We start from the raw sequence: 15,200 nt of genomic DNA, 5'->3' as shown, positions 1-15,200 counted from the left end.
GGGCGGGGGCGTAGGGGGTCTGCGGAACGTCCGGCGGCCGCACGGCGGATGTGGTCACGGGCCCTCCCCGTTCGTCGTCGTGGTGGTGTGCGTCGCGGCCGCGCCGGCCGCCGGGAGGGGGCGTGTGCCGTGGATGCTGCGGCCGGTGTGGTGGAAGAAGACGTCGTCGAGCGTCGGCGGGGTGGCGGAGGCGGCGTGCACGGGGATGCCTTGGGCCGCCAGGGCCCCGCACAGGCGTGGTATCCAGGAGCTGCCGTCGGGCAGGCGCAGGGAGATCCCCTCGCCGTCCAGGGTAGTGGCGGTGCCCAGCGGCGTGGCCGTGCGCACGACCTCGTGCGCCGCCTGGTCATCACCGGTGCGCAGCACCACGCGGTCGTCCCCGATCGCGGCCTTCAGAGCGAGGGGGGTGCCCTGTGCCACCAGGCGGCCGCCGTCGATGATGGCGAGGCGGTCGCAGTTCTCGGCCTCGCCGAGGTAATGGGTGGTGACGAAGAGCGTGATGCCCTGCCGGTCGCGCAATGCGCGCAGGTGCTGCCAGACCTGGGCGCGGGCGTGGGGGTCGAGTCCGGTGGTGGGCTCGTCGAGGAAGAGGATCCGTGGTTCGTGCAACAGGCCGCGGGCGAGTTCGAGGCGTCGTCGCATACCGCCGGACAGAGTGCGCACCGGGGAGTGGTTCCGGTCGGCCAGTCCGACCGCCTCGAGCGTCTCGGCTGCGCGTCGGCGAGCGTGGCGGCGGCTCAGCCCGTAGAGGCGGGCGTGGATGCGGAGGTTCTGCTCGGCCGTCAGGTCCATGTCCAGGGCGCTGTGCTGGAAGAGCATCCCGACCTGCCGCCGTATCCGGTCGGGCTGATCGAGCACGTCGGCGCCGGCCACCGTGGCGTGTCCGGCAGTGGGCCGGGCGAGGGCGCACAGCAGGGAGATGGTGGTGGACTTGCCCGCGCCGTTGGGGCCGAGGAAGGCGAAGGTCTCGCCCTGCTGCACGTCCAGGTCCAGGCCGCGCACGGCCTCGACGGCGGTGCCGTCCGGGCCCGGGTAGCTCTTGACCAGACCGCGCGTGCTGATGGCGTACGCCGGTCCCTGCTCCGTCCGCGCGGCGTCCGGGTCGGTGGGGGCGGCGGCCAGTAGGGAGGCCCGGGCGGGGGCGTCGTCGCCGGCATGTGGCTGCATGGTCGGTCCTCGTCTGCGGGGTGTGGTCTGCGGACTCGGGCGGGCAACGGGTGAGCCAGGCACGGACGGACCGTGCCCGGCTCCCGGTGGAGCGGGTGTGTGCTCCGGCCGGTGGCCGCCGCCGTGGGCGGACCACCGGCCGGAGGTCGTCCGGCCCCTGTCGCTCCGTTCCCGCGCGGCACTGGCGGGCAGTACGGGGGCTCCCCGCCTGCGGAGTCCGCTGCTCAGCGTCCCGTCGACCTGACCGCTGTCGTCGGGGCCGCCGTGCAATGGCGGAGCCGAAGGGGCCTACCGCCGGGTCAGGCGCAGCTGATGCCCACACAGATGGTGTTGAGCAGCGTCAGGAGTCCGACACACGCGCAGGTGTCGGCGAACGGGACGCCGTCGACGCCGATCGGGTCGGTCTCGGGAAGGGCGTGAAGGTGAGCCAGCAGTTCGAGGTCGCGGTTCTCCATGACTTTCTCCTTCTCTCTGAGGTGAGCGGCAGGTTCCCTGCCGCTCAGCCCGGCTGCTGGATCGTCCAGTGCCGGGAGTCTGTGTGCCGGGTCCGCAGGAGGAACGCGAGGATCCCCGCGGATCCGTCGCTCCAGCTCGTCGAGACGTCCCCGTATTCGGTGGGGAAGACGACGTGGCCGTCGCGGTGGGCCCGTTCGGCTGCGATGAGGCGGGCCAGGTCCTCGGCCATCGCTTGGTAGGAGGGATCCCCGGTGGCCGAGGCCATGTCGAGGAGGAAGTCGCCGTTGCCCGCCAACCCGTGGCACTGGGCGAGGGGCGCCCGGCAGGCGCGTTCGACGACGGCCCGGGCGGCGCCGCGGGCGAGTTCGGCATGGCGTTCGTCGCCGGTGGTCCGCCACAGCCGGAGCAGGAAGGAGCCGATGCCCGCCGAGCCGTGGCACCAGTAGGGCGCAGTGGGAACGTCGCCGGCCTGCGCCGGCCACTGGGCCGCCCCGCCGATGCGCACGGCGCTGGCCACCAGCTCCTCACCGGCTGCGACGGCCAGGTCCAGGTAGTCCCGGCGGTCAGCGACGGCGGCTGCTTCGAGCAGGAAGTATCCGATGCCGGACGTTCCGTGGGCGAAGCCGAGGTAGCGTTTGCCGGCCTCCTTGGCGACGGCTTCGGCCGGGATCGGCCAGCTCACGCCGGAGGGCCCGTGCTGGGCGGCGGCGGCCAGCCGGTCGGCGGCGGCGACGACGAGGTCGGCCAGCCGGGGGTCGCCGGTGCGGTGCCACAGGTGGGCGGCGGCCAGTCCGCTGCCCGCGTGGCCGTGGGTGATGTCGTAGCTGAGCGTCGACTCCTGCGGGGCCAGGGCCAGGGCCATCGCGTGGTCGACAAGGCCGCGGTGCTCGACGGCGCGTGCGGCGTCGTACAGGGCCCATGCGGTCCCCCTACCGCCGAAGTGAAGGCCGGGGCGTGTGGAGCGGGTGTCGGTCCGGTCGGCGATCCAGCGGCCCGCGGTGGATATCACCTCGGGCAGACGCGGATCGCCGGTGAGTTCGAAGTACCGGGTCAGGACGGCCAGTACGCCGGCCGCGCCCTGCTGCACGGTACAGGGGTCGGTCTCTCCGGCCCGGGTGGATACGGGCCACAGCCGCTGCGCGTCCTTCGGCGTCATCGAGTCGACGAGGTGCTCGACGATCCCCGCCGCCACGGCGGCCGGTGTTGCGGCGGGCTGCGGGGCGGCTGGGCGGCGCCTGTCCGGGGCGGCGGGCGGCTGCTGCCGCGTCCCGGCCGTCCGGCGCAGGGCAGCGCGGGCCATTTCCGGGTCCCAGCGCTCGGCGGGGTCGTCCTTCATCAGCCCGAGGACAATCTCAGGCAGGCCGTCCGGGAGCGGGAGCGCCCCGTCGGCGGCGGTCAGCCACTCGGCGAGCCGCTCGTCCGGGGACCGGTCGGCGGGCTGCTCGGGCAACAGGGTGGGCACCTTGCCGACGAGGACGAGGCAGAGGGTGGCGCCGAGGCTGTAGTAGTCGGCCGTCGGGGAGACGGGCGCGTCCAACAAGCGTTCGGGCGCACTGAATCCGGGGGTTCCCACCGTCGTCGGGAGGGCCTCTTCGTCCTCCAGGACGGCGAGTTCGAGGTCGATGAGGCGCAGTTCGCCGTCGGGGCGGACCATGATGTTGCCGGGGGTGAAGTCTCTCAGGACGCCGCCGCATGCGTGGGCCGCGGCGAGGAGGTCGATCAGCCGGCCGGCCTGGGCGAGGGCGTCGGCGCGGTAACGTTCGGCGCCGGCGTCGCGGAAGTGCTCGGCCACCCAGTTGCGCAGGGGGACGCCGGGGATCTCCCTCTGTGCGAGGAAGAGGTGGCCGCCGTGCTCGAACATCGCGAGGAGCTCCGGGGCCAGGCCGGTGCCGGCCAGTTTCTCCAACGCCCGCGCTTCGGCGCGCAGCCAGTCGCGTACGTCGGCGCCCGAGGCGTCGGCCTCGACGTGCGGGCGGGCCTCCTTGATGACCACCGGCGCGCCTGTGGTGACGTCAGTGCCCCGGTAGACGCCGCCCTTGTTGGTGTGGCGGATCGCTTCCCGCACAGAGAAGCGGCCGCCGAGCAGGACCGGGCCCGCCGGTGCCTGCTGCTTCTGCGGCGGGACTGGCACCGATGGGGGGAAGGGGCTGACCGCCCAGGGTGGGGGCGTGTACTGGCCGCTGCGCACGTCCTCGACGGGGTTACCGTCGGGGTCTTCGAAGTACCAGACCAGCAGTCCCTCGTCGGAGAGCCGCCGCTGGCCGACGAAGGCGCCGTAGCGGTAGTGGACCAGGCTGTTCACGGCGTAGGGCTGGTCGGAGAGGATCCGGGGGCCGGCCAGCCCTGCCGTGGCGGTGTGCAGTTCCTGCGCGAGGCGGGCTGCGTCGGCGTCGGACCGGGGGTAGACGGTGATGAACTTGCCCGAGCTGCCCCGGGGTGTGGCGCGGGAGTTGAGCGCGCTCACCTGGTCCAGGGACTGGGCGAACTTGAACGCCGACTCGCCCCACAGCAGGACGCCCAGCGCCTTGGTGAGAACCACCGGCGCGGAGGCGGACGTCGCCGACACATGCAGTTTCCAGCCCTGCTTGGGGAGGTTCGCGGACTCGGGTGTGAGGTGGCACCACATCCCGTCCGTGTCGGTGGTCCACCGCGTACCCGCACCGCTGGATTCCAGTACCCGTCGGAGGACTTCTTCGAGGTCGACTTCGGTTGCGTGGCTCGTCATGCCGGTCCCTCTCAACGGTGAAGACCATTGGTTGGACTATGCCTTCGGTAAGAAAAAAACGTACAACCGGGGCCCGGATCTCGTCCCTTGCTTCGACAGGCGCACGGTGGTGTTGGAAGGCCGGATGGTGTTAACAGGCGCAGAGAAGAAGTGCGGGAATGGTGCGCGCGGTGATATTGCTCCGGGCGCCGGTTTGGCGCTGAAAATGATGGGACCACAAGGGACTGAACCGCCCCGCGTCCAGCAGCCCGTAAGCCACTCACCGAGCGTCGGGCTCGATAGTGATCATGACAGGACGGTCCACTCTTGGCGACGTGCCCGCAGCTCCACTCCAAGGGGCAACCTGCGCCGGACGTCGCAGCTCACTCCAGCCCGGTCTGCGGATTGCAGATCTGGCAGGCCTCGATGTCGGGCTCGGCCAGGGCGATGACCGCTTCCTCACGGATGATGAACCCGAAGTCGTTCTTGTACAGCGTGCAGTTCCCGCGGTGCAGCAGCGCGTTCACGCTGGAGCGCTGGGGCTGGATCTTCCACGACTGCTCGGCCCGCGCCTGCTCCCGCCGCTTCTTCTCCTGCTGCTCCTGGGCCTCGAGCTCGCGGACCTTCTGGTCCGCGCACCGCAGCTGCCACGCGAGGTACTCCCGCGTGGCCCGCCACTTCTCGAGCCGGGATATCCCACTGGAATCCGGCACAGGACTCAGGCCGCCTCGGCCGCGGCCGGCTGCTCGTGGGTGTGCTGGAGAACCATCCGGCCTTCCACGACATCGCCCCGCTCCAGCGTCGCCCAGAACGGGTGGGTCGCCACCTGAGTACTCAGCTCGAGGAGCTCGGCCCGGAACCGTGCGACCTGCTGGCGCTGCTCGTCGGTGTAGCCGGGGCTGTCGGGCTTGGCGGACCGGTACCCGCTGTGCAGCTGCTTGTCACCCTCCCAACCGGGCATCGGCTCGGCCGACCACGGCAGGGTCCGGGCGTACTGCTCGTAGGCGGCGCGGGTCTGGTGGAGGGCGAGCTGGGCGTCGCGCAGGTCTTGGGGGAAGGTGTAGGTCGGCACGTAAAAATAATACGTCTGTTCGAATTGCGTGTGCGAGTCCAACACTGCCGGCCGGCTCGCGTTCCATCCGATCAGCCCACCGCGAGCCGGCGTCTTGGGCCGCGGCTGTCTTCGAGCGGTCGCGCCGATGCGTCGTTGAGGCGACTGATTGGTTGGAATATGAGCTTTGTCGGAATCGGTGGAAGTTATGCAGAACGGCTCTCGCGGGTGACAAACTTGCTGTTCAGCAAGAGTGCTCCCCGCGCCCGCGGGGATGGTCCCGACCAGGTCAGCCTCCCTGCAGGGGATGCCGTGTGCTCCCCGCGCCCGCGGGGATGGTCCCCAGTTCGCCCGGTACGTCTCGGACCTGGGGCGGTGCTCCCCGCGCCCGCGGGGATGGTCCCCCGCGCGTCCTCCTTCGCCTCACGCACCTGGTGTGCTCCCCGCGCCCGCGGGGATGGTCCCGCTACCCGATATTCCGGGTGTTGGTGCCGGTGGTGCTCCCCGCGCCCGCGGGGATGGTCCCTTCCCGGCCCCGGCGTAGCACCGCGGGCAGGTGTGCTCCCCGCGCCCGCGGGGATGGTCCCGGCGCTCCTCTGCGTTCCGCACCGTGCCTCGTGTGCTCCCCGCGCCCGCGGGGATGGTCCCAGCGCCTCGTGCTGTGCCTGCGAGGAGCACCCGTGCTCCCCGGCCCTGTTCTCCCGAAGCTGCCGCGAGGTGACAAGTAGCTCTCTGTAGCGGATCTGGGGTGCGCTTGTCAGCGTTTTCGATCTTCTGAGTTCATCGGGGGCAGTGCTCGGCGACGTTGGCCCGGTCATGACGACCGGAAGGAGCCCGGGGTGCGGCAGGAGTGGGAGCCGGAGGACCTGATCGAGGTCTGGACGCTGCTGGAGGAGGACCAGGAGCGGCTACGGAACAAGTCGGGGGCGAACCGGTTGGGGTTCGCGATGTTGCTGAAATTCTTCGAGGCGGAGGCCCGGTTCCCGGAGAACGCCGAGGAGATCCCGGCGCCGGCGGTGTCGTACGTCGCCCAGCAGGTGAAGGTGCCTGCGGAGGAGTGGGCCGCATACGACTGGGCGGGGCGGGCGATCAAGCGGCACCGGGTGGAGATCCGGAGCGCGTTTGGCTTCCGCGAGTGCACGGAGGAGGACCAGGCCCAGCTCGCCGAGTGGCTGGCGGTGGAGCTGTGCGGGGTGGAGCTGTCGAGGGACCGGCTGGCGGAGGCGGTGGTGGCCCGTTGCCGCAAGGACAGGCTGGAGCCGCCGAAACCGGGGCGTATCGCCCGTCTGGTGGGGTCGGCGGTCAACACCTTCGAGGAACGGTTCTGCGCGACCACGGTGGGCCGGCTGTCTGCCGCGACCCGGTCCCGGCTGGATGACCTGATCGCCGAGGACGCCGACACGAGCGAGGACAGCACGGGCGGCGGGGGCACGTTCTTCACCGAGCTGAAAGCCGATCCGGGCGCGCTGGGGCTGGACAGCCTCCTGGCAGAGGTGAACAAGCTTCAGCGGGTTCGCGGGCTGGAGCTGCCGCCGGAGCTGTTCGGGGACGTGTCGGAGAAGCTGGTGGCCGCCTGGCGGGCACGGGCGTCGAAGGAGTACCCCTCGGACCTGCGGGCGGCGGGCGGCCCGGTGCGCTACACGCTGCTGTCCGCGCTGTGCCACGTGCGGGAGACGGAGATCACCGACTCGCTGGTGGAGCTGTTTATCCAGCTCGTGCAGAAGATCAACACGCGGGCGGAGAAGAAGGTCGAGGGCGAGTTCAACAAGGAGATGAAGCGGGTCCTCGGCAAGGAGGGCATCCTGCTGCGGCTGGCGGAGGCGGCGGTCGCCGAGCCGGGCGGCACGGTCCGCAAGGTGATCTATCCGGTTGCCGGGGAGTCGACGCTGAAGGCCCTGGCGGCGGAGGCGGCGGCGAACGAGGCCCGCTACCGGGCCCGGGTGCGGACGGTGCTGCGCTCGTCGTACTCCAACCACTGGCGGCGGATGCTCTCGCCGCTGCTGAACGCGTTGGAGATGAAGTGCAACAACACCGCCTACCGGCCGGTGATGGACGCCATCGACCTGCTCAAGAGGTACGTGGACCAGCCCATCGCCGAGGAGGGCGCGTTCTTCGACGAGGCGGAGAAGATCCCGCTGGCGGGGGTGGTGCGCGAGGAGTGGCGCCAGGCCGTGGTGGACGAGCGCGGCCGGGTGGAGCGCATCCCGTACGAGCTGTGCGTGCTCGTGGCGCTGCGGGACGCGCTGCGGCGGCGGGAGATCTGGGTGCCGGGCGCGAACCGGTGGCAGAACCCGGAGGACGATCTGCCACCGGATTTCGAGGACAACCGCGATGTGCACTACGACGCGATCCGCCAGCCGCTGGACCCCGAGAAGTTCATCGAGGCCCTGGAGAAGAGGCTGCGTGAGGCCCTGACCCGCTTCGAAACCGCGCTGGAGCTGGGCACCACGGGCGGGGTGGACATCGTCAAGAAGCACGGCGAGCCGTGGATCAAGGTCTCACCGCTGGGCAAGCAGGAGGAGCCGGAGAACCTCGTCGCGCTGAAGGCGGAGATCGAGCACCGCTGGGGCACTATCGACCTGATCGACATCCTCAAGGAGGCCGAGTTCGCCACCGGCTTCACCGGCGAGTTCACGTCAGTCGCCACCAGGGAGGCGGTCCCGAAGGCGGTGCTGCGGCGCCGGCTGCTGCTGGTGCTGTTCGCACTGGGTACGAACATGGGCATCAAGCGGGTCGCGGTCACCGGCAAGCACGGCGAAAGCGAGGCCGTCCTGCGCCGGGTACGGCACCTGTTCGTCAACAGGACGAACCTGCGCGCGGCGCTGGTGCGGCTGGTCAACGCCACCTTCGCCGCCCGCGACGCGGCGTGGTGGGGCGAGGGCACCGCCTGCGCGAGCGACTCCAAGAAGTTCGGCTCCTGGAGCTCGAACTTCATGACCGAGTGGCACCAGCGGTACCGCGGGCCCGGCGTGATGATCTACTGGCACGTTGAGAAGAAGTCGCTGTGCGTCTACAGCCAGCTCAAGTCCTGCTCGGCCTCCGAGGTCGCCGCGATGATCGAGGGCGTGCTGCGGCACTGCACGGACGTGGAGATCGACCGGCAGTACACCGACACGCACGGCGCCTCCATCGTCGGGTTCGCCTTCGCCCACATGCTCGGCTTCAACCTGCTCCCCAGGCTGAAGAACGTCGGCTCGGCGAGGCTGTACCGGCCGGCGGCAGGGGAGGACGAGAAGTGGCCGAACCTGGCACCGGTGCTGTCGACCAAGACGATCGACTGGGACCTGATCCGCCAGCAGTACGACCAGATCGTGAAATACACCACCGCCCTGCGCCTGGGCACCGCCGAGGCCGAGCAGGTCCTGCGGCGCTTCACCCGCGGCGGGCCCAAGCACCCCACCTACCGGGCGATCGAGGAACTCGGGCGTGCGGTGCGTACGGCGTTCATCTGCGACTACCTCGCCGACGCAGACCTGCGGCGCGAGATCAACGACGGCCTCCAGGTCGTGGAGAACTGGAACTCCGCCAACCACGACCTCTTCTACGGCAAGGACGGCGACCTGACCGGCTCCGACAAGGAGTCCCAGGAAATCTCGATGCTCGCCTTGCACCTGCTCCAGTCCGCGCTGGTGCACGTCAACACCCTGCTCCTCCAGGACATCCTGAGCGAGGAGAAGTGGCAGAAGCGGCTCACCGACGCCGACCGGCGGGCTCTGTCCCCGTTGTCCTGGACCCACGTGAACCCCTACGGCCGGTTCGAGCTGGACATGAATTCCCACCTCGACCTCGCTGTTGCGGCGTAAGCCTAGGTGGCCTGGCCTGAATCGTCGGTCAGAGCAGCCGCGGTCGAAGTGAGGTGCTGGACCAGGACCGCGGCTGCGGTGTCGGCGTCGCGGTCCAGCACCGCCTCCTCCAGCCTGCGGTGTTCCTTGGCGCCGTCCCGGTCGGGGTTGCGGTGCGCCGACCAACGGCGGGCCAGCTCACTCTGGGTCCACAACCGGTCGAAGGTCTCCAGCAATGCGCGGTTGCCACACCCCTCCAGCAACGTGCGGTGGAAGGCTCTGTGAGCTTCGGCCCAAGCACCGGTGTAGTACTCGCCCTCCTCCGGCGCGTACGCCGGAGTGCGCACGAGACGATGGTGGGCGGCCCGCACGCGGGCCTCCCAGTCGACGTCACCGCGCTCGATGGACATGCGCAGTACGACCGGTTCGACGGTCCGACGGGCTTCCGCAATCTCTTGCCAGCGGCGGTCGGAGAAGGACGGGACGGCGAAACCGCGGTTGGGCAGCCGGTCGGCGAGCCCCTCGCCGACCACCCGCACGAGCGCCTCGCGCACCACGGCCAGGCTCACGCCCTGCTCCCTGGCAAGATCCTGCGGCTTGAGAGGGGCGCCAGGGGGGTGGTCCCCGCGCATGATCGCGTCCCGCAGGTGTGCGTAGACCTGTTCGGAAAGCATCTGCTTCCCCGGCGGAGTCGAGGAGTGCGCCGTCTGAGTCATGAGCCCATCCTAGACGATCTATTAGATAATCGATTATTTGTGTTACGGTCGATTCAGTAGCCGACGAGGACGTCCTCGTCCGGAAAGGAACGACCGCTGTGCCTGCCAACGACCCCTTCGCCCGCCTCCCCCAGGCGGCCTCGTTCACCGTCACCAGCACCACCGTCACCGACGGCGCCGCGTGGCCGCCCGAGCAGCACTCATCCGGCCTGCCCGGAGGGAAGGACACATCCCCGCAGCTGTCCTGGAGCGGCGCCCCGGACGGCACCAAGAGCTATGCCGTCACCGTCTACGACCCCGACGCCCCCACCGGGTCCGGGTTCTGGCACTGGGCGGTCGCCGACATCCCTGCCCCCGTCACCGAGCTGCCCGAGGGCGCCGGCGACGACACCGGCTCACAGATGCCCGAGGGCGCCTACCAGTTGCCCAACGACGCCCGCGTGGCCCGCTACATCGGCGCCGCCCCGCCGGCCGGACACGGCCCGCACCGTTACTTCGTCGTCGTGCACGCCCTCGACATCCCCTCGACAGGAGTCCCGGCCGACGCCACACCGGCCGTCCTCGGCTTCACCATGGCCGGTCACACCCTCGGACGCGCCGTGTTGATCGCCACTGCCGAAACACCCGCCTGACAGCGCCCCCGACTCCCGGAGACACCACCGTGATGCACCTCGACACTCTTCCCGACGACGCCCGCACCGGTGACGGCCCGATGGACCTCAACGCCGTCCGCGACGTCAGTCGCGCCGTCAGCGCCGCCCACCTGTTCATATATCTCGTCCCCGAGACCGCCGAGGAGGCGGCCGAGCTCGGCGTGACCGACCGCGGGCCGGCGTATCTGGCCTTCCGGTCGGCCGCGATGGGCGCGGTCCCGTGGCAGGTCACGCTCGCGGCCTTTTACAACTTCAGCCCGCGGGCCGTGCGGGCCATGGCGGGCGTATGGGACGCCGCGCCGTCGGAGCGGTGGCAGGCCGCCCGCTTCTTGGCCGCCGGCCGGGCGATGCGGCGCGTCAACATACATCTCATCGACGACCATCTTGCCGAGGCGCGTTCGCTGATCGACCCGGTCGTCGCCGGTGCCGACTACGCCGGCAAGGTGCTGGCCGCCGCGAACGCCTCGGTCGCCCTTCCCCCCGATCCTCTCGTCGCACTCTGGCAGCAGATCACGGTGGCACGCGAGTGGCGCGGCGACGCCCATCTCGTCGTACTCGCCGACAACGGCCTCGGGCCGTGCGACTGCCTCGTTCTGCACACCGCGACCGGCCGCCTCCCGACAACTCTGGCGCGAGCGACCCGCCGGTGGGACGACGAGGAGTGGAGCGCGGCGACGGCACGCCTCGTCGCGCGCGGCTGGCTCGACTCTCACGGCGTGGTCACCGACGTCGGCAGTGCGGCACGCGAGCGCATCGAAGTGGAGACAGACGAGCACTGCGCCGCGCTGTGGGCACCGATCGGCAACGCAGGCGCCCGCCGCTTCGCCTCGCTCATCGCGCCGATCGCCAACGCGTTCACTGCAGCAGGGACGTTTCCGGCCGTTCGTGGCCAGTCTGATCTCGCATAAACGGTCCTTTGTGCGAGCAAGATCAAGAACAGGCCGCCGGACACCCGCCGGACCCAGATTCGTTCGCAGAACCCGTTCTCACTCAAAAGCGGGACGGACCCCCTTCTGAGACTTGCATTGTGCGAAAATCCGGACCCATGACGGGCCCTCAGCAGCCTTCCCCAACCGACCGGTCGGACGCCGACGACGTTGAACGACACATCTGTCCGAAGTGTGACGCCCAGCCCGGCTCACCGTGCCGCTCGCGTGGCGGCGCGGTCGCCTCCGCCTACCACACCCGCCGCTTCACGAAGGTGCCCCGCCTCGCGAAGCTGCTGCGGGCGCCGACCCCGGCCGACCGGGGCCCGGGTCGGCCGTGGCGGCCGGGCACCCCGCCGCTGGCACCGATCGACCCCTGCCGAGCGCGGACATCCGCATCGGGTACGCGAGGTGCTCGACCCTCGGGCAGGAACTTGACTCGCAGCTCGACGCGCTCAGCAAGCACGGCATCCCCAGGGACAAGATCTTCAGCGAGAAGATCAGCACCCGGGTGAGGGTCCGTCCGAAGTTCGAGGAGGCGCTGAGGACGGCCCGGGAGATCAAGGCGCACGCCCCGCACTGCCGGGTCATCTTCACCGTGTACGAGATGAAGCGGCTCGGCCGGGACGCCGCCGAACTCACCGCGCTCGCCGACCACCTCACCGCTCACGGCCTGGTGCTGGAGATGCTGGCCGGGCCCCTGCCCGGCATCTACGACCCCACCGGGCCAGGCAAGCTGCTGTTCGCGTTCTTCGCAGCGATGGCGGAGACCGAGCGGGAGAACATCCGGGAGTCGACGCTGGAAGGGCTCGACACCGCGGCGCGAAAGGGCAAGCACGGCGGCCGGCCGCCAGTCATCACCGACGACATGCTCCACACCGTGCTCCGGCGCCGCGCGGGCGGGGAGTCGGTCGAGCAGATCCAGCCCGACCTGATCATCCCCACCGGCAAGCGCAAGGGGCAGAGCCCGTCCGTCGCCAGCATCTACCGGGCGCTCGCCGAACACGAGAAACGGGTGGCGTACCCCGAAGCCATCGAACAGGCCCACGCCGACTTCGCCGCCCTCACCGGCAGCGAGGTTCCTGAACCCCGCACAGAAGCTAAGGCCCAAACGGCACGCTGAGTTACTTGTCACTTCGCGGCAGCTTCGGGAGAACAGGGCCTCCCCGCGCCCGCGGGGATGATCCCCGGTAGGCGTACCCGCGCATAGAAATGCGCCCGTGCTCCCCGCGCCCTGCGGGGATGGTCTCAGGGGCCGCAGCGCGCCCTGTACTGCGGGCAAGTACTCTCCGCCCCGGCAGGGATGGCCCCCCTCACCGCCGGTCCGCCGTCACCGAACCGAACAGTAGTGAGTACCCCTGTCGGCGCCCTGGCGGTGGAGGTGCCTTCGGGCGCCATCCGGCAGCCGGCCGTCACGAACTACGCTGGCTGGCCCCCTTTGCCACCCCTCGTCAGGGAGCCGCATGCCGCCGTCCTTCGCCCACCGGATAACCAAGTACGACCCCGCCGACCGGGACGAGCACGGCCGCTACAACGGCGCCGAGGACACGACGAGCGATCACGGGCCGGTCGAAGCGGCCTACCTGGAGGCTGTCGCCGCCTTCGCGCGGGACTCGGGTGTCGACCGGCTGGAGATCCGTGATCCCGAGGTCGCCCGCTACGTCAACTTCGGGCTGGAGGTGCCGGTTGAAGGTCACGGCCTCGCTGGGCTGTTCCCGCCCGATCTCACCGGCTACCACGACGGCGCCGAGGTTCCGGTGCCCGTCGCGCTGGAGCTGGTGCGTGCCATGCTCCGGGACAGTGGTGCCTGGTGCAGGCTGGAGTCCGGGGACACGTTCACCGTGCACGTCGGGTGGGACCAGTACGTGTACGTCGCCAGCGACCAGCCCTGCGAAGGCGCCGTCGCCCGGATCCACGAGATCGGCTTGTTCGCAGAACCGATCACGGCCTCGCCCTACGCCGGGGACCTCGAGGAACCAGAGGTGACACAGGCCGCGGACGAGGACTTCTGGGAACGCGTGCGTACGGCACTGGCCGCATCGCAGGCCCTGCTTCTGGAAGAGACGTACGTCCGCAACGCCTTCCGCTGGCACCGCCTCACCATGGACAACCTCGACACCCTGCGCGCCACTCTGGGGCCACGCGCTCTCCTGGCCATCTGGCCGGACCTCTCGCCCGATCGACGCGGTCCTGGCCGCGCTGCCCAGGACGAATCCGTGGAGTTCGTCTGGGAGGCACCGGACGCGACGATCCGCCACGTCATCGTCGACGAGACCGAACACCAGCAGCTCGCCACCCTGGCGGCGGGCGCGCGGGCCGCCGCCGTGCTGCCCCTCTCCCTCGACGAACACCCCCCGCTCTTCCGCGCCGCTCTGCCCGACAGCGACGGCGTGCTACGCGCCCGGTGGTGACCCGCCTCTCCGAGTCCTGCGCGCGCGAAGAACGCGCCGCCCCACCAGCCGCCGATCGCGGCCGCTCTGAACCCTCCACGCTTCACGAGGCCATGATCGGCACGGCAAGATGCGCCCCATGAGGATTCTGGTCATGGGCGGAACATGGTTCCTGGGCAAGCAGATCGTGCAGCAGTCCTTGGCCCGGGGATGGGATGTGACGACGTTCAACCGCGGCCGGTCGGGGGCGGACGTGCCCGGGGTCCGGACGATCCGGGGTGACCGCACGGTGTCTGCCGACCTGTCCCGCCTCGCCGCCTCAGGACCGTGGGACGCGGTGGTGGACACGTCGAGTTCGGAGATGGCTCCCCGCGATGTCCTCCTGGCCGTACGCGCCCTGAAGGAGAACGCCGGCCGCTGGGTGCACGTCTCGACGGTGTCCGTCTACGAAGGGTGGCCGCACCAGCCGATCACCGAGGCCTCGCCCGTACTCGACTGCCCGCCGGACGCCGACGAGACGTTCGGCCACACAGGGCCGGACGGTTCACCCACCGTCTACGGCTTCCAGAAGGCCGGGGCGGAACGGGCCGTGGAGCAGGGGTTCGGCGACCGCTGCGTGTTCCTGCGCCCGGGCGTCATCCTTGGTCCGGAGGAGTACGTCGGCAGGCTTCCGTGGTGGCTGGCCCGCACGGCGAAGGGCGGCCGCGTCCTCGCGCCGGCGCCGGCCGATCGGCACATCCAGCCCGTCGACGTCCGCGACGTGGCAGCCTTCGCCGTCGACCAGGCGGCTGCCACCACCAGCGGGGCGTACAACGTCACGCACCCCGAGGGCATCACCTTCCAGGGCTTCCTTGACGCCTGTTTCACCGTCACCCGAGGAGCCGGCCGGCCGGCATGGGTGGCGCCCGAGGTGCTCACCGAGCACGAGGTGAAGCAATGGACGGAACTGCCCCTGTGGCGCACGCACAAGGGAGTCTGGGCCGTGGACCCGACCCGCGCGGTCGAGCACGGGCTGCGATGCCGCCCACTCGCCGAGACGATCGCGGACACCTGGGCATGGCTCCAGGCCGACGGCCGCCCCGTGGACCACCCGCGCTGGGCGGAACACGGAGTCGACCCGGACAAGGAAGCGAAGATCCTCGCGGCGCTTGACTGATCAGGGATCCAGCACCGCTGCGGAGCTCATGGGCGGTTGGCGGCGGTACGAAGCACGTCAGTGGCCCGGCCCATCGCACCTCCCGGCTTCCTGGGCTGCGGCCGGTGCGTCGAGGTCTGCTCAGTTCGCCGGCGGGGCGTTCAACATCGCCGGATTACCCTTTGCTCCCCGGTCACCTGCTTGGTGGGATGCAGGTTTC

At 70.5% G+C, this 15,200-nt stretch carries 13 protein-coding genes and 1 CRISPR repeat array; of the genes, 7 read left to right on the top strand and 6 right to left on the bottom strand.

Translation table 11 applies throughout. The features are described 5' to 3' along the window. Window positions 1-54 precede the first annotated feature (54 nt). The 5 genes from ACWCQM_RS27600 to ACWCQM_RS27580 form a co-directional block, all read right to left on the bottom strand. Window positions 55-1,167 (bottom strand): ATP-binding cassette domain-containing protein, encoded by a 1,113-nt coding sequence (locus ACWCQM_RS27600; protein ID WP_450917817.1) that lies wholly within the window; start codon window positions 1,165-1,167, stop codon window positions 55-57. A gap of 299 nt (window positions 1,168-1,466) precedes the next feature. Then, window positions 1,467-1,622 (bottom strand): VenA family class IV lanthipeptide, encoded by a 156-nt coding sequence (locus ACWCQM_RS27595; RefSeq protein ID WP_450917816.1) that lies wholly within the window; start codon window positions 1,620-1,622, stop codon window positions 1,467-1,469. Between the two features lie 44 nt (window positions 1,623-1,666). Further along, entirely contained in the window at window positions 1,667-4,348 is a 2,682-nt protein-coding gene (gene lanL, locus ACWCQM_RS27590) for a class IV lanthionine synthetase LanL (protein WP_450917815.1), read from the bottom strand. Window positions 4,349-4,710: 362 nt separating this feature from the next. Beyond that, complete coding sequence (locus ACWCQM_RS27585; protein ID WP_450917814.1) at window positions 4,711-5,040, bottom strand: DUF6233 domain-containing protein; 330 nt, start codon at window positions 5,038-5,040, stop codon at window positions 4,711-4,713. A gap of 5 nt (window positions 5,041-5,045) precedes the next feature. Then, window positions 5,046-5,399, bottom strand: coding sequence for a hypothetical protein (locus ACWCQM_RS27580; RefSeq protein ID WP_450917813.1), 354 nt, complete (start codon window positions 5,397-5,399; stop codon window positions 5,046-5,048). A 232-nt stretch (window positions 5,400-5,631) separates the two neighbouring features. After that, window positions 5,632-6,026: a CRISPR direct-repeat array (repeat unit 29 nt; unit sequence GTGCTCCCCGCGCCCGCGGGGATGGTCCC). Between the two features lie 191 nt (window positions 6,027-6,217). On the opposite strand from ACWCQM_RS27580, the gene ACWCQM_RS27575 reads away from it, so the two are divergent. After that, window positions 6,218-9,181 (top strand): Tn3 family transposase, encoded by a 2,964-nt coding sequence (locus tag ACWCQM_RS27575; protein WP_450917812.1) that lies wholly within the window; start codon window positions 6,218-6,220, stop codon window positions 9,179-9,181. 2 nt (window positions 9,182-9,183) lie between these two features. Here the strand turns inward: ACWCQM_RS27575 and ACWCQM_RS27570 are convergent, their stop codons facing one another. After that, window positions 9,184-9,876 (bottom strand): GntR family transcriptional regulator, encoded by a 693-nt coding sequence (locus ACWCQM_RS27570; RefSeq protein ID WP_450917811.1) that lies wholly within the window; start codon window positions 9,874-9,876, stop codon window positions 9,184-9,186. Between the two features lie 98 nt (window positions 9,877-9,974). Between ACWCQM_RS27570 and ACWCQM_RS27565 the strand changes: the two genes are divergently transcribed. From ACWCQM_RS27565 to ACWCQM_RS27540, 6 genes are all read left to right on the top strand, one after another. Then, window positions 9,975-10,508, top strand: coding sequence for a YbhB/YbcL family Raf kinase inhibitor-like protein (locus tag ACWCQM_RS27565; RefSeq protein ID WP_450917810.1), 534 nt, complete (start codon window positions 9,975-9,977; stop codon window positions 10,506-10,508). 32 nt (window positions 10,509-10,540) lie between these two features. Continuing rightward, window positions 10,541-11,437, top strand: a complete 897-nt coding sequence (locus ACWCQM_RS27560) for an SCO6745 family protein (protein WP_450917809.1) — start codon at window positions 10,541-10,543, stop codon at window positions 11,435-11,437. A 137-nt stretch (window positions 11,438-11,574) separates the two neighbouring features. After that, window positions 11,575-11,970 (top strand): zinc finger domain-containing protein, encoded by a 396-nt coding sequence (locus ACWCQM_RS27555; RefSeq protein WP_450917808.1) that lies wholly within the window; start codon window positions 11,575-11,577, stop codon window positions 11,968-11,970. Further along, the gene (locus ACWCQM_RS27550; protein WP_450917924.1) at window positions 11,853-12,578 is read left to right on the top strand and encodes a recombinase family protein; all 726 of its coding nucleotides are present in this window, start codon (window positions 11,853-11,855) and stop codon (window positions 12,576-12,578) included. The genes ACWCQM_RS27555 and ACWCQM_RS27550 overlap by 118 nt, the downstream gene beginning before the upstream one ends. 340 nt (window positions 12,579-12,918) lie before the next feature. Beyond that, a complete protein-coding gene (locus ACWCQM_RS27545; protein WP_450917807.1) occupies window positions 12,919-13,866 on the top strand; it encodes an RNA-binding protein in 948 nt (315 codons plus the stop codon). A gap of 118 nt (window positions 13,867-13,984) precedes the next feature. After that, window positions 13,985-15,001: an NAD-dependent epimerase/dehydratase family protein gene (locus tag ACWCQM_RS27540; RefSeq protein ID WP_450917806.1), complete on the top strand. Its 1,017-nt coding sequence runs from the start codon at window positions 13,985-13,987 to the stop codon at window positions 14,999-15,001. The last annotated feature ends 199 nt before the right edge of the window (window positions 15,002-15,200 follow it).

This window comes from Streptomyces sp. NPDC002125, assembly GCF_053593715.1.
Note: the sequence above shows the minus strand (reverse complement) of the source record. Positions and strands in the feature narration are given on the sequence as shown.

What these genes read in the sequence shown, in the direction of transcription:
- ACWCQM_RS27600 (WP_450917817.1), bottom strand. Translation starts at nt 1,167, where the DNA reads ATGCAGCCACATGCCGGCGACGACGCCCCCGCCCGGGCCTCCCTACTG.
- ACWCQM_RS27595 (WP_450917816.1), bottom strand. Translation starts at nt 1,622, where the DNA reads ATGGAGAACCGCGACCTCGAACTGCTGGCTCACCTTCACGCCCTTCCC.
- lanL (WP_450917815.1), bottom strand. Translation starts at nt 4,348, where the DNA reads ATGACGAGCCACGCAACCGAAGTCGACCTCGAAGAAGTCCTCCGACGG.
- ACWCQM_RS27570 (WP_450917811.1), bottom strand. Translation starts at nt 9,876, where the DNA reads ATGACTCAGACGGCGCACTCCTCGACTCCGCCGGGGAAGCAGATGCTT.
- ACWCQM_RS27560 (WP_450917809.1), top strand. Translation starts at nt 10,541, where the DNA reads ATGCACCTCGACACTCTTCCCGACGACGCCCGCACCGGTGACGGCCCG.
- ACWCQM_RS27555 (WP_450917808.1), top strand. Translation starts at nt 11,575, where the DNA reads ATGACGGGCCCTCAGCAGCCTTCCCCAACCGACCGGTCGGACGCCGAC.
- ACWCQM_RS27545 (WP_450917807.1), top strand. Translation starts at nt 12,919, where the DNA reads ATGCCGCCGTCCTTCGCCCACCGGATAACCAAGTACGACCCCGCCGAC.
- ACWCQM_RS27540 (WP_450917806.1), top strand. Translation starts at nt 13,985, where the DNA reads ATGAGGATTCTGGTCATGGGCGGAACATGGTTCCTGGGCAAGCAGATC.